Source organism: Ideonella sp. (assembly GCF_041287625.1).
Classification (GTDB): Bacteria; Pseudomonadota; Gammaproteobacteria; order Burkholderiales; family Burkholderiaceae_C; genus Ideonella.
Genome location: NZ_JBGGNH010000075.1, coordinates 15,420 through 29,255 on the forward strand (window position 1 = coordinate 15,420; position 13,836 = coordinate 29,255).

The following is a 13,836-nucleotide window of genomic DNA, read 5'->3' on the forward strand; positions in this document are numbered from 1 at the left end:
GTCCCGTTCTTGTGCTGTCCGCATGTGCGTCCGGTCGATTCGAGGTTGGCCGAGCGAGCGCTGTTGGCACGGTGCGGTTCGACAGGCGCTTTCAGGTTGCGTGATCCCTGCTGCCGAAGTCGCTGCATCGGGCCACGCAGCATCCAGGTGCTGCCGATGGACACTGTCGGTGTACCCGAATTCGAGGCCATTGCCAACTCCTTAAAATCCCCCCATGAGCTTGCAAGACGCCGATGAGGCCAACGAGGGCACCACGCCCGACACCATCCACCAACCCGGCCTGTGGCGCGACAACGGCTGGACCGCGAAGGTCCTCAAAAGTGAGGAGGGCGACGGCTGGGCCGTGGCCATGATCAAGGACGGCGAGCCCGAGCCGGCGCTGATCGGCCCGTGGACCATGGGCCGCGACAAGCGCAACCCCAAGCCGCTGGACACCAATGCGTTCAACGTGCTCGTCAAGACCGCTTCCGAGGTGATTCGCCGCCACGAGCAGCACCTGCATGCGATCAACCACCAGAACGTCGTGGTCGAGGTCAACGGCGAGCGCATCACCGTGACGCTGGACCTGGTGGCCGACGAATACGAGCCGCACGCCATCCTGGCCGCGCAAAACGCTTACGGCGAGCCGCTGGCCAGCGTGAAGGTGCCGGCCAACTTCAAGCTCAAGGCCGCCAGCGCGGTGGCCTGGATCGAAAGCGACTACGCCAAGCCAGGCAGTTCACGCAGCAGGTAAGGCGCCGTCGCCGAGCCTTCGGCCCGCGCCACGGTCCGCGGTGAACCGGCCGCGACGATGCGGCCGCCCGCGCTGCCGGCACCTGGCCCCACGTCGATCACCCAGTCGCTGGCGGCGACCACACGCATCTCGTGCTCGACCAGCACGACGGTGTTGCCCGCGTCCACCAGCCCCTGCAACTGGGCCATCAGCTTGTCCACGTCCGACGGGTGCAGCCCGGTGGTCGGCTCGTCCAGCACGTACAGCGTGTCGCCGCGCTGGCTGCGCTGCAGCTCGGTGGCCAGCTTGATGCGCTGGGCCTCGCCGCCGGAGAGTTCAGTGGCCGGCTGGCCCAGGCGCAGGTAGCCAAGCCCGATGTCGCGCAGCAGCGTGAGCGGGCGCGCCAGCGCGGGCTGGTCGGCGAAGAAGGCCAGCGCCTGGTCCACCGTCATCGCCAGCACCTCGGCAATGTGGCGCTCGCGGTAGCGCACCTGCAGCGTGGCCTCGTTGTAGCGCGCGCCGTGGCAGGCCGGGCAGGGCGCATAGACGCTGGGCAGGAACAGCAGCTCGACACTGACGAACCCTTCGCCCTCGCAGGTCTCGCAGCGGCCCTTGGCGACGTTGAACGAAAAGTGGCCGGCATCGAACTGGCGCTTCTTCGCCTCGGGCGTCGCCGCAAACAGCTTGCGCACCTGGTCGAACAGGCCGGTGTAGGTCGCGAGGTTGGAGCGCGGCGTGCGGCCGATGGGCTTCTGGTCCACCTGCACCAGCCGGCGGATGGCCTCGGCACCTTCGGCGATGCGGCCGGTGGTCACGGCCACTGGCGGCTCGTCCAGCAGATCGGCCGAATCGTCAGATACAGGTTCCTCTTCCTGCCCCAGATGCCGGCTGACCAACTCCACCAATGCCTGGCTGACCAGGCTGGACTTGCCTGAACCCGAGATGCCGGTGACGGCCGTCATCGCGCCCAGCGGAAAGGCCACGTCCACCGCCTGCAGGTTGTTGCGCCCCACGCCGGCCAGCTTCAGCCAGCCGCGCGCTTCACGGCCAGGTTTGGTGGGCGCAGCCCGGTGGCCGAAAAGGTAGGGCGCAGTGCGCGAAGCCGCCACCGCTTGCAGCCCCTCGGGTGGTCCGCTGTACAGCACCTGGCCGCCCAGCTCGCCGGCATCCGGCCCCACGTCCACCAGCCAGTCGGCCTGCCGCATCAAGCCCACGTCGTGCTCGACGACGAACAGCGAATTGCCGGCGGCCTTGAGCTGCCTCAAGGCGGTCAACAGCGCTTCGCCGTCCGCAGGGTGCAGGCCGGCGGTCGGCTCGTCCAGCACATAGACCACGCCAAACAGGTTGGAGCGGATCTGCGTGGCCAGCCGCAGCCGCTGCAGTTCGCCCGAGGACAACGTGGGTGTGCTGCGGTCAGGCGACAGGTAGCCCAGACCCAGCTCGGTCAGCGTGTGCACGCGGCTCAGCACGTCCTGCGCAATGCGCTGCGCGGCCAGCCGCTTTTCCTCGGAGTCCCCCGCGGTGCGGCGCACGTCCGGCGTGGCGGTGTGTGCAGCGCCGCCAGCGGCCACGCGGCGTGCGTTGTCGGCCTTGGCTGCGCTGCGGCTCAGCACCTTGCCCTGTGCGGCCAGCGCGCCGTCGGCATGCGCGGCCGCCGGTGCCAGCACCTCGGCCAGCTGCGCCAGCGGCAGCTGCATCAGCTCGCCAATGTCCCGCCCGGCAAATCTCACCGAAAGCGCCTCGGGCTTGAGCCGCTTGCCGGCGCAGGCGGGGCACAGCCCGCCCACCAGGAAACGCGCCACGCGGCGCTTCATCAGCGCGCTCTGCGTGGTGGCGAAAGTGTGCAGCACGTACTTGCGCACGCCCATGAAGGTGCCCTGGTAGCTGGGCTCCAGCTTGCGTTTCAGCGCGGCCCTGGTTTCGGCCGGCGTGAAGCCGGCGTACACCGGCACCGTGGGCTGCTCCTCGGTGTAGAGGATCCAGTCCTTGAGCTTGCGCGGCAGATCGCGCCACGGCCTGTCCACGTCATGGCCGAGCGTGACCAGGATGTCGCGCAGGTTCTGCCCGTGCCAGGCCGGCGGCCACGCGGCAATCGCGCGTTCGCGAATGCTCAGCGAATCGTCCGGCACCATGCTTTTTTCGGTTACGTCGTAGACATGGCCCAGGCCGTGGCAGGTGGGGCAGGCGCCCTGTGGCGTGTTCGGCGAAAAGTCTTCGGCATACAGCATGGGCTGCCCGGCCGGGTAGCTTCCGGCGCGCGAATACAGCATGCGCAGCAGGCTGGCCAAGGTGGTCACGCTGCCGACGGACGAGCGCGTGCTCGGCGTGCCGCGCTGCTGCTGCAGCGCCACGGCCGGCGGCAGCCCGTCAATCGAATCGACCGCCGGCACGCCGACCTGGTCGATCAAGCGCCGCGCATACGGCGCGACCGATTCGAAATAACGCCGCTGCGCCTCGGCATACAAGGTGCCAAACGCCAGCGAAGACTTGCCCGAGCCCGACACGCCGCTGAACACCACCAACGCGTCGCGCGGAATGTCCACGTCGACGTTCTTCAGGTTGTGTTCGCGGGCGCCGCGCACGCGGACGAAGGCGGATGGGGCGCGGGTGGGCAGGTCTGCGGTCAAGGCTTTGGTCACGGGTTCAAGCGGTGGGCTGTCGCGGTCCGTCATGCTGGCGTTTTGTGGCGCTGGCGCCGGAGGACGCGGTGTTGCAGGTAGATTCGCGGCTTCGATTTCACTGCGCGCGCTTCGGATCGTCATGTCCCTGCTCATTGTCTTGTTGCCTCTCGTGGGCTTGAACCTCTGGATCACCCGCCGGATCACCGGCCTGGGCGATGCCATGGACCACAAGGGCATGCACATCGCGATGGTGTGGATGGTGCCATTGGTGGGGGCCCTGATGGGCCATGCGCATGCCCGGGCGCACGAGCAGGCAGCCCGCGAGGCGCTGCCGGTGCGTGGTGGCGTGCTGGACGCGCCGCCGGAGCTGATCGAGGCGCCTGGCGCCGAGAACTGGGTGATGGCCCATGGCCTGCAGCTGGTGCATGGCTACCCATTGATGGATTGGCAAGCATTCGAGGCCTGGCTGGCGCCGTTGTCGCCTGCAGCGCAGCCCGGCCTGCGGCTGGCGGCCCACCGCGCCTGGCTGCTGCACATGCGGGATGCCCTTGGGGCGCATGTCTCGCTGCGAGAGGGCGAGGCCGCGTGGGTGCTGTCCTCGCTGGAGCCTGCCAGTGCTGAAGCCGTGGCCGCGTATGTGGCCAGGACGCGAGGGCGCATCGAGCGCGTGCTGGGCCCGCTGGCCCGCTTTCCGGCCGGCATGAAGAGCATCGTGCTGGTGCTGGATCATGAAGACGACTATTACCACTACGTGGCCGCGCACGACCCTGGTGAAGGTGAGGCCGCGTTCAGTGGCGGCATGTTCATTGACGCCGGTTGCCCGCACTTCGCGTTGTGCCGCGCCGAATTGCGCGACATCGAGCCGGTGATCGCGCATGAGCTGACCCACAGCGCGCTCGCTCATTTGCGCCTGCCTGTGTGGCTGGACGAAGGCCTGGCGGTCAACACCGAGCACCGGGTGGCCGGCGCCAGGCCGGGCCTGCACACGCCGCATGCCTTGCACGCCATGCATGTGCGCTTCTGGAACGAAGAGACCATCCAGCAGTTCTGGACCGGAGAGTCGTTCCGCCGGACCGATGACGGCAACCTGCTGTCTTACGACCTGGCGCGCCTGGTGGTGTCGCAGTTGTCCGGCCAGTGGAGCCTGTTCCAGGCCTTCGTGGCGGACGCCCGGCGCGCAGATGCGGGCGAGGCGGCCGCGGCCCGCCACTTCGAACTGTCCCTGGGACGCTACGTTGGCGCACTTTTTGGTCACCAGGATGCAGACGCCTGGTCGCCGTCGGCCCTGGCCCGCAGCTGAAACAAGGCAGGCGTGTGTCGCCAAGAACGTTCGAGGGAATTGATGATGGTGAATGAAGCATCGGCCGGGCAGGGCTCGGAAGTGCCTGAAGCGCGGGAAGTGCCCGAAGAGGCGAGCGCCCAACTGCCAGTGACCGGCATGCCGAAGCTGCCGCTGCTGCCCCGCGGCGCGCTCGGGGCATGGTGGGCGCAAGGCCTGCGCGCGGCCCTGCTGCTGCGGCCGAGCGGCGAGGCTTTGCCGCTGAGCGCTGCCATCCTGCTGCTGCTGTGGCTGATCGGGCTGGGGGCGGAGCTGGGGCTGGCGCGGCTGTTCATCGACGGGCCGGCACGCTTCTACTGGCCGGCGCTGCTGATGAATCCGTGGATGGGCTTGGTGGTGTCTGCGCTGGCCGCCTGGCTGGCGGTGCGCAACCCTGCAGCCGGGCCTGGTGAGGTGCTGCAGCAGGCCGGCGCGCGGCTGGCCTTGCTCTGTGCGTTGACGCTGCCGCTGGCGCTGGGCAGCCTGCTGGTCCTGGTGCCGCTGATCCGTGGCATCGACAGCCAGGACGAGCAGGCCGTGGCGCTGGTGCAGTGGGTCAGCTGGATCTGGATGGGTTGGGTTTTTGCGGCGCAGGGCCGGCTGTTGTGGCGGGGTGGCACCGCCGGTGCCGGTTCACGGCTTGCGGCGGTGCTGTTGCTGGTCGGCTCGCAACTGCTGCTGCAGTTCTACCAGCCGGTGCACTTCTGGTACCCGCAACGCCCGCCCGCACAGACCGAGGCCGACAAGGAACCCCCGTTCAGCCTGACCCAGGAGGTCTTTGAGGCGCAGGACGATGTGTTGGCGAACGCGCTGGACGCAGTGCCGCCGCAGCACCCCGGCAAGGTCGATGTCTACGCCATCACCTTCGCGCCGAATGCGGACGAAGAGGTGTTCCGCCGCGAGAGCCACATGGTGGCCGAGGTGATGCAGAAGCGTTATGGCGCGGCGCCGCTGGAACTGATCAACCAACGCGAGGACACACCGGACTGGCCCTGGGCCACGCCGATCAACCTGGCGCGGGCCATCCAGCGCGCGGGCGAGCAGATGGATGTGGACGAAGATGTGCTGTTCATTCACCTCACGTCGCACGGCGGCCGCGACGGCGAACTCGCCACCGCCTTCTGGCCGCTGGACGTCGATTCGGTGACGCCGCAGGACCTGAAGTCCTGGCTGAACGAAGCCGGCATCAAGCACGCCGTCATCTCCATCTCCGCCTGTTTCTCCGGCAGCTGGATCGCGCCGCTGGCCGACGACAACACGCTGGTGATGACGGCAGCAGACGCCGACCACACCTCCTATGGCTGCGGCCGACGCTCCCCGCTGACCTTCTTCGGCCGCGCGATGTACGACGAAAACATCCGCGCCGGCATGCCGTTCGAAGCGGCGCACGCAAAGGCCCGCGAGGTCATTGCGCAGCGCGAGAAGGAAGCCGGCAAGGACGACGGCTATTCGAATCCGCAGATCGCGATGGGGGCGAGGATGCGGGAGAAGTTGGCGGAGCTGGAGAAGCAGCAGGCGGGTGGACGCTGAGCGACGCGGCTTCTTGCCAGCACGCTGGCGCAGTGGCCTGCCGGCGTTCGCCCGTCACCTCCGGTCTTCCTCGTGCTGCTCGGCCCCTTCAACCGGCCGCAGCCAAGGCTCGCGGCGCTTGATCCACAGCTCGTAGCTGGGCACCAGCGGGGTGGGCGCTTGCGACAGGATGCCGAGCTTGATCTCGGCTTCTTCGTCGTCCACCGAGAACAGCCGCGCGCCGCAGCGTGGGCAGAAGTGCCGGCCCTTGAATTCGGCGGTTTCGCCCGTGCGTTCGAACCGATGGGCCGGCCAGATGCCGTAGAAGGTGAAGGCCGAGCCGCTTTCCTGGCGGCAGTCGGTGCAGTGGCAGATGCCCACGCGCAGCGGCTCGCCGTGAACGGCGATCTTCACCTGCCCACAAAGGCATTGTCCTGACAGCGGGTTCATGGCGGGTTCCTTTCCGGTTGCATGCCACCGAAGATCAGACGAGCCTGGCGCGCATTCGTTCCGCGGCCCGCCTGAGCAACGCCCTGGCGCGCCGCCAGCGCTCAGACCGCGCCGTGTGCCTCCACGTACAGCGCATAGACCGAGTGGCTGCTGGTCATGTAGAGGCGGTTGCGCTTGGGGCCGCCGAAGACCAGGTTGGGGCAGCGTTCGGGCAGGCGGATGAAGCCGATGGCCTTGCCTTCGGGGTTGAAGACCATCACGCCGTCCAGGTCCTCCGAGCGGCCCTTCAGCGGGTAGACCTTGCGGCCCGGCAGCAGTGGGTTGTCGACCGGTTCGGCGGCCAGCGCGCCGTTGCTGCCCCAGCCGCACCAGAGGTTGCCGTCGCGGTCGACCTTGAAGCCGTCGAGCGCGCCCTGGTCGGCCGCGTCGATGAACTTGAACTTGTTGCTCAGCGTGCCGTCTGGATTCACGTCGTAGCGCCAGATGCTGCGGTTCGGCGTGCCCTTCCATTCGACGACGTAGAGCTTCTTCTCGTCCGGCGAAAACGCCAGGCCGTTGGGGTTGACCAGGTCGGTCAGCACGGCGCTCAGCTTGCCGTCGGTGCCCAGGCGGTAGACGTTGGTCGTCGCCTGCTCGGGCTTGGCCTTGCTGCCTTCCCATTCGCCGTTGATGCCGAACAGCGGGTCGGTGAACCAGATGCTGTCGTCGGACTTGACGACGATGTCGTTGGGCGCGTTCAGGCGCTTGCCTTCGAAGCTGTCGGCCAGCACGGTGACCTTGCCGTCGCGTTCGGTGCGGGTGACGCGGCGGGTCACCGAATGCTCGCAGGTGACGAGCCGGCCCTGGCGGTCACACACGTTGCCGTTGGCGAAGTTCGACGGGTTGCGGAAGACGGTGAAGCTGCCGTCCTTCTCGTCGTACTTCATGATCCGGTTGTTCGGGATGTCGCTGACCAGCAGCCAGCCTTTTTCCGGGAAATACGCCGGCCCTTCGGCCCAGCGCAGGCCGGTACCGATCTGCTCCACTGTGCTGCTGTAGAGCCGGTACTTGGCGAAACTCGGGTCCAGCACCATCACGGCCGGATCCGGGTAGCGCTGGTTGGGCTTGAAGTCGAAGGACTGGGCCAGCGCGCCGCCGGTGGCTGCGGCAAATGCGCTGCCGGCGGCGGCCTGCAGCAGGCTGCGGCGGGGCAGGGTTGCACGGGTGTCGTCTTGCATGAGAGGTCTCCGATGTCGTTGGTGTTATGACATCGTACAAGTCGCGTGCGCGTTGGGCTACCCGGTAGATGACCGTGATTCCACGGATGCGGGGCGGGCGGAATCGGTGGTCATCGTATGACTTGTTCAGCGTCCGCCAAGCGACTCGGCCAATGCCTTTGCCAGGCTCGGCGCGTGGCCGAGGACGCGCTTGAAGGCGCGGCTGAAGGAGGCTTCCGAGTCGTAGCCGAGCCGGTCGGCGGCCACGGTCACGCGCATGCCGTCCTGCGCGATCCAGCGGCGGGCCTGGAACATCTTGATCTTGGTGACGTAGCGGGCCGGGCTTTCGCCAACCGAGTCCTTGAAGGCCTGGGCGAAACGCGAGCGCGAAGTGCCCATCAGGTTGGCCAGCGCCGGCACGCTCCAGTCAAGCTCCGGCGCGGTGTGGATGGCGGCCAGGACCTTGCCGACCCCGGGGCAGCGCAACGCGGCAATCCAGCCGGAGGGGTTGCTGCAGGCGCATTCGACCCAGGCGCGGATGATGCTGGCGGCCAGCACGTCGGCCATGCGCGCCAGGATGCCGCAGGCACCGATGCGGTTCAGCGCCACTTCGCGCTCCATGGCCTCCAGCAACACCGGCACGGTGGGATCGCGTTGCGCCAGGTCGCCGGCGCGGATCACGTCCGGCATCATCGCCAGCAGCGGGTGCAGAGGGTCGAGGTTGAACTGCATGCTGCCGCAGAACATCACATGGGTCGGCGGTCCGGCCTCGGCGGCGGCGTCGCGCAAGAGGTAGAGCTCGTCTGCCACCGTGTCGCGTCCCAGCGAGGCGATGTCCACGGGCTGCACTTCAGGCGCACTGGCCAGCACATGGGCGCTGCCGCGGGGCAGCAGCACCGCGTCGCCAGCGTTCAGCTGCACCCATTCCTGGCCTGCGGCGCGCAGCCAGCAGCTGCCGCTGGCGACGAAGTGGAAGCGTGCCGTGGGCTGCGGCGGGAACGAAACGGCCCATGGGGCGTGCATCAGGCAGCGGCCGTATTCCACGCCTTCGAGCCGCAAGCCGAGCAGGATCTGCGTCAGGGGGTCGGGGCCGGTCAGGGCCGGGGCCGCGGTGCCAGGGCTGGAGAAACGGTCAAGCATTTGGGCTGTTCCGGCATGGAAAGCACTGGATGCTAGGCCTAAGCTGACGCCCTCAGCACCAACAAGGCTTCGCATTCCGTGTCATCCAATTCCTGCTCCGCGTGCCTGGCTGACGCCAGCGAGCTGCCCGCCGCTCCCCTTCACGCCCCCGAACACGACGCCGCACGCTGGCCGGCAGTGGCTTCACTGTCGCTTGGCGTGTTCGGCCTGGTCACGGCCGAGTTCTTGCCGGCCAGCCTGCTCACCGCGATGGCGGCCGACCTGCACGTCTCGGTCGGCGCTGCCGGGCAGGCGGTCACGGCCACTGCCCTGGTCGGTGCCGTGGCCGCACCGGCCGTGCCGCTGCTGACGCGCCGCCTGGACCGCCGGTGGGTGCTGCTGGCACTCACGGCCTTGCTGCTGCTGTCCAACGTGCTGGCGGCCACCGCGCAGTCGCTGGGCGTGCTGCTGGCCGGCCGGGTGGTACTGGGCGTGGCGCTGGGTGGCTTCTGGTCGATGGCCGCTGCGCTGACGATGCGGCTGGTGCCCGCGCCGCTGTTCCCGCGCGCAATGTCACTGGTGCTGACCGGCGTTTCCATCGCCACGGTCTGCGCGGCGCCGGTGGGCGCGTGGATGGGCGAGCTGTGGGGCTGGCGCAGTGCCTTCGTCGCCGCCGGGGCGGTTGGCGTGCTGGCGTTTGCAGTGCAGCTGATCACCTTGCCGGCCCTGCCGCCGCATGGCGAGTCCAGCCTGCGCGCCATGGGTGAGCTGTTCACGCGGCCGGCCGTGCGCTTCGCATTGCTGGCGGTGCTGCTGGTGATCTCGGGCCACTTCGCCGGCTTCACCTACATCCGCGCCGTGATGGAGCAGGTGACGCGGCTGCCGGTGGAGGCGATCTCGGCCGTGCTGCTGGGCTACGGCATCGGCGGCTTCTTCGGCAACTTCGCGGGCGGCTGGCTGGCCGGGCGCAGCGAGCGGCATGCGATCGCGGCAGGCGGTGCGCTGATCACGCTGCTGGCCGCGAGCCTGCTGGTGGCCGGCAGCTCGCCTGTCGTCACCGCCGTCGCCGTCAGCCTGTGGGGCTTTGCCTTCGGCGCCTTCCCGGTCGGCTTCCAGACCTGGATCGTGCGCGCCGCGCCGGACCAGGCCGAGGCGGCAGGCGGCCTGATCGTGGCCGCCTTCCAGATCGCGATCGCGACGGGCGCCATCGGCGGCGGGCTGCTGGTGGACCATGTGGGTGCTTTGGGCGCGCCGGCCTTCGCGGTGGTCGCCGTCACGCTGGGCACCTTGCTCACCTGGCGCTGGGGGCCGCGGGTGGTGCCGGCAACAGCTTGAAGCCTTCAATGGAAAACGCCCCGCCGATGACGGCGGGGCGTTTGGGATGTGGGCCTTCAGGTTGATGCAGGGGCGGTCGCCAGCCCCCGCTTCAGTTCACTGTGCGCTCAGCCGCGTGCGGGCCTGGGTTTTGCGCTGCGTGGCCGCGCTGGCGGTGCTGCGCGTTGCAGGGCGGATCTTCAGCGCGCCGGCCGTGCTGCCAACCTTGGTCAGGCCAGCGGTGCCGCTGCGGTAGGCGTACAGGTCGGTGCTGGTGTTGCTGCTGCGCACGAACACGCCGGCTTGGCCGAGTTGCAAGGATCGGTCGAACGCGTTGGGCTCGATCGCCCAGGCGGCGTCGCCTGGCAGCGGGTCTTCATACGCGATCACGGTGCGCGTGGCGCCCTGGGCGATCAGGATGCGCGGCGCCGAGTTGCTGCCCTGGTTGCGGCCTTGCACCAGCATCACCGCGCCCACGTTCGAGCCGAAGACTTCGGCCGGCGTGCCCAGCGCGGGGGCGATCTCGTCGTAGGTGTCGGTGAAGGGCAGCACTTCGGGGCTGCTGCCATCCGAGCCGACGACCAGCGTGTTCGCCGTCGCGAAGTCGTTGCTGTAGAGCGGCATGTACAGTGTTTCGGCGGAGGCAACCATGTAGCCCTGGGTCTCGCCGCCGGACAAGGCGCGCAGCACGCTGATGGCGCCGCTGGCCTTGGCCACGGTGACGAGCTGGCCCGCGGCGGTGGACAGGTAGTCGTCGGTGGCGGGTGTGGACAGCACCACCGCGGCGACCGTGGTCGGCGTCAGGCGCATCTGCGTCAGGCGGCCGTTCATCGTCGCCAGCGTGCTGGTGCTCAGGTCGGCGTTGAAGCTCACGATGCGCGTGGTGACGCCATCGGTGATGCCGATGTAGGTCGTGGTGCCGTCGCTGACATTGCGCGTGATGAATTCGCCCGACGACAGCGTGGTCACCGGCACCCGCACGGACGGCTTCTTCAGGTTGACCGCCCACACCTGGCCGATATCGCTGAACAGCCACAGGTCCGGCTGGGCCGGCATGGTGTCGCGGTAGCGGAAGCTGCCGTCACCGGCAATGGTGTACAGGTCCGCCTTGGCCTTCAGGTCGGCGTCCAGCAGCCTGATCTGGTTGCCTTCGAGCACGACCAGGCCGAGGAAGGCGCCGGAGGCATCCGAGACGCGGGCCATCGGCTTGCCGATGGCGACGGGCGCATCGGTGGCGCTCATGTCCATGCGCACGGCCTTGGCGCTCTCTGTCGAAGAGGCCGGGCGGCACTTGCCGTCGGCTGCCGGCGTGGGCATGAACAGCCAGCCCTTGGACGGCACCGCTGCATCCTGCCCCTGCGGGGTGATGTACTGCAGCGAGCAGACCTCTTGCGTGGCCAGCGTGGACAGCTGGCGCGAGCTGACGCTGCCGTCGCTTGCGCCCAGGTGATCGACCACGTAGTAGTGGTCGTTCTTGGCATAGAAGTCGAAGCGCTTGCGCAGCGCGCTGACCTTGCCGTCCTTCAGGCTGTACTCGATGCTGTGCTGGTAGTTGGTAAGCGGGTAGGCGCCGGTGGAAGGTTCGATGGCCACGGCGGCTGCCGTCAGCGAATCGGTGCTGACCGAGACGATGGCTGCCGGCGTGCGGCTGCGGTTGCCGTCGGCGAAATGCAGCACCGTCGAGGCGGCGTAGTTGTCGATCGAGGCCAGGATGTGGCCACCTGTGGTCGCCACCTGCAGCACCACGCTCAAGCTGGCCGATGCGCTGGCGAGCGAAGTGCCGCCGCCGGACACCAGCACCGAGTAGACCTCGCCGTTGTTGGCGTAGGCCACGGCACCGGTCTGGTAGCTCGCGGCGGTGGCGCCATCGATGGCCACGCCGTTGCGGCGCCATTGATAGCTCAGGTCCGAGGCACCGGTTGCGGTGATGCTGAAGCTGGCAGTCTGGCCAATGGCCACGCTGGTGCTGGCCGGCTGGGCCGAGATGCTCAGGCTGGGCGTTTCCACCGGCGGCTGCGATGTCACCGGCGGGGTGCCGGTGCCGGAGTCCACCGGCGTCACCGTCAGGCTGGCGGGCTCGCTGGTCACGGTGCCTGCGGCATTGGTCACGGCCACGCGGAAGGCCGCGCCGTTGTCGCTGGCCTGCAGGTTGGTCACCAGCAGGTGCGGCCCGGTGGCGCCAGCAATCGCCGTGCCGTTCTTGAGCCACTGGTAGCGCAGCGGGCCCTGGCCGGCTGCCACCACGTCGAACACCGCAAAGCCGGCCTGCTGGGCAGACTGGGCCGCGGGCGACTGCACCAGCGTCGGCAGCGCGACCGCGGTGGACACGACCAGGCAGCTTTCGAGGTTGATGGCCGAGGCCGAGGGGCCGACCCGCAGGCCGTCGGAGCTGCCCGCGCTGCTGTCGGCGGTGAGCAGCGCCAGACCGCCGTTGCGCACGCTGAGGCTGAAGCTGCCATCCGCTGCGGTCACGGCGGTGGTGCGGCCGACGTAGTCGATGCCGCCGGCCACCACGTTGGCGCTGGCCAGGCGTGCGCCGGTGCCGTCCTGCACGCAGCCGGTCACGGCCACGGTGGTCACGGCACGCGCCACCATCCAGTAGGTGAAGTGCGACACGGTGCCCTGGTAATACTGGTTCGGCGCATCGCCCACCAGCACGGCAGCACCTTCTTCGACCCACAGGCCGGTGGCCTCGTTGAAGTAGAACAGTGCGGCATTGGCCGGGGGCGTGTTGCCTACCACGGCGGGTATGCGCAGTTCCGCCGGCTTGCCCGCGGCGAGCTGCAGCGGCTGGCCGGCAGCGTCGCTCAGGTTCACGCTCACGGCGCCCAGGCTTTCGAGCGTGCGCGCGGGGTCGCTGCCCACGGCGGCGGCCACGAAAGTGCCCGGCAGGTTGGCGGCGTTCGCGCCGCCGTCGATGGCCGTGACCGAGACCGTGGCGGTGCCGGTGAAGGTGGTGCCATCGGCAGCGGTGAGGCTGGCTGCTTGCAGGCTGACCTGGGCCGGCGAGGCTGTCGAAGCCACCGTGGCGGCTTGCGAAGCGTCCACCGCGGCGCTGGTGTCGATCGGCGTCAGGCGCGCATCGAGCGACACCGTCGCCTGGTCGGCCACGGCGACCACGGCCACGCTGGGTGCATAGCCGTTGCGGGTGAAGCGGACCGAGGCGGTGGCCGATTCCGGCACCTGCGTGAGCTGGTAGTGCCCGTCGTCTGCCGTGGTGGCGCTGCGGTCTGCGCTTTGCACCGTGACGCCCGGCAGCACCAGGCCGCTGCTGGCATCGACCAGCACGCCGCTGACGGTACCGGCCTTGGCCGCTGCAGGTGGCGGCGAGGTCGACGCAGTGTCGTCGCCGCAGGCGGTCAGGGTCAGTGCGACGCAGGCGCCGACCGACATCACAACCCGTTGGATCCAGTTCGAGATCATGTTTTCCCTCTGAACGGCACATGCCGTCGTAGGAGGAACACGTTACCCACGAGGGCATCCGGCAAGCGGCCGAGAAGGCAGGGGAAACACAGCCAATCCGGCGTCTGGCATGGCCGGTACGCGCCTGGCATCTCCCCTAATTTGAGTTCGGCGCGGGTGCAGCGCCGCTGCTAC

At 68.9% G+C, this 13,836-nt stretch carries 9 protein-coding genes; 4 read left to right on the forward strand and 5 right to left on the reverse strand.

Translation table 11 applies throughout. From position 1 onward, the window contains the following. Positions 1-214: 214 nt before the first annotated feature. On the forward strand, positions 215-733 hold the full coding sequence (locus ACAH41_RS28600; RefSeq protein WP_325655379.1) for a hypothetical protein: 519 nt from the start codon (positions 215-217) through the stop codon (positions 731-733). Here the strand turns inward: ACAH41_RS28600 and ACAH41_RS28605 are convergent. After that, positions 700-3,384: an excinuclease ABC subunit A gene (locus ACAH41_RS28605; protein WP_370538744.1), complete on the reverse strand. Its 2,685-nt coding sequence runs from the start codon at positions 3,382-3,384 to the stop codon at positions 700-702. The genes ACAH41_RS28600 and ACAH41_RS28605 overlap by 34 nt on opposite strands. 88 nt (positions 3,385-3,472) lie before the next feature. Between ACAH41_RS28605 and ACAH41_RS28610 the strand changes: the two genes are divergently transcribed. Together ACAH41_RS28610 and ACAH41_RS28615 are read left to right on the forward strand one after the other, a co-directional pair. After that, positions 3,473-4,633, forward strand: a complete 1,161-nt coding sequence (locus ACAH41_RS28610; RefSeq protein WP_325655381.1) for a hypothetical protein — start codon at positions 3,473-3,475, stop codon at positions 4,631-4,633. Between the two features lie 45 nt (positions 4,634-4,678). Then, positions 4,679-6,181 (forward strand): C13 family peptidase, encoded by a 1,503-nt coding sequence (locus ACAH41_RS28615; RefSeq protein ID WP_325655382.1) that lies wholly within the window; start codon positions 4,679-4,681, stop codon positions 6,179-6,181. 54 nt (positions 6,182-6,235) lie between these two features. Here ACAH41_RS28615 and ACAH41_RS28620 read toward each other — a convergent pair whose 3' ends face one another. The 3 genes from ACAH41_RS28620 to ACAH41_RS28630 form a co-directional block, all read right to left on the reverse strand. Further along, positions 6,236-6,610: a GFA family protein gene (locus tag ACAH41_RS28620; protein WP_325655383.1), complete on the reverse strand. Its 375-nt coding sequence runs from the start codon at positions 6,608-6,610 to the stop codon at positions 6,236-6,238. A 101-nt stretch (positions 6,611-6,711) separates the two neighbouring features. Next, complete coding sequence (locus ACAH41_RS28625) at positions 6,712-7,827, reverse strand: SMP-30/gluconolactonase/LRE family protein (protein ID WP_325655384.1); 1,116 nt, start codon at positions 7,825-7,827, stop codon at positions 6,712-6,714. A gap of 126 nt (positions 7,828-7,953) precedes the next feature. Beyond that, positions 7,954-8,946, reverse strand: a complete 993-nt coding sequence (locus tag ACAH41_RS28630) for an AraC family transcriptional regulator (RefSeq protein WP_325655385.1) — start codon at positions 8,944-8,946, stop codon at positions 7,954-7,956. Between the two features lie 78 nt (positions 8,947-9,024). Between ACAH41_RS28630 and ACAH41_RS28635 the strand changes: the two genes are divergently transcribed. Continuing rightward, entirely contained in the window at positions 9,025-10,260 is a 1,236-nt protein-coding gene (locus ACAH41_RS28635) for an MFS transporter (protein WP_370538745.1), read from the forward strand. A gap of 96 nt (positions 10,261-10,356) precedes the next feature. Here ACAH41_RS28635 and ACAH41_RS28640 read toward each other — a convergent pair whose 3' ends face one another. Further along, the gene (locus ACAH41_RS28640) at positions 10,357-13,662 is read right to left on the reverse strand and encodes a carboxypeptidase regulatory-like domain-containing protein (protein ID WP_325655386.1); all 3,306 of its coding nucleotides are present in this window, start codon (positions 13,660-13,662) and stop codon (positions 10,357-10,359) included. Positions 13,663-13,836: the final 174 nt, after the last annotated feature.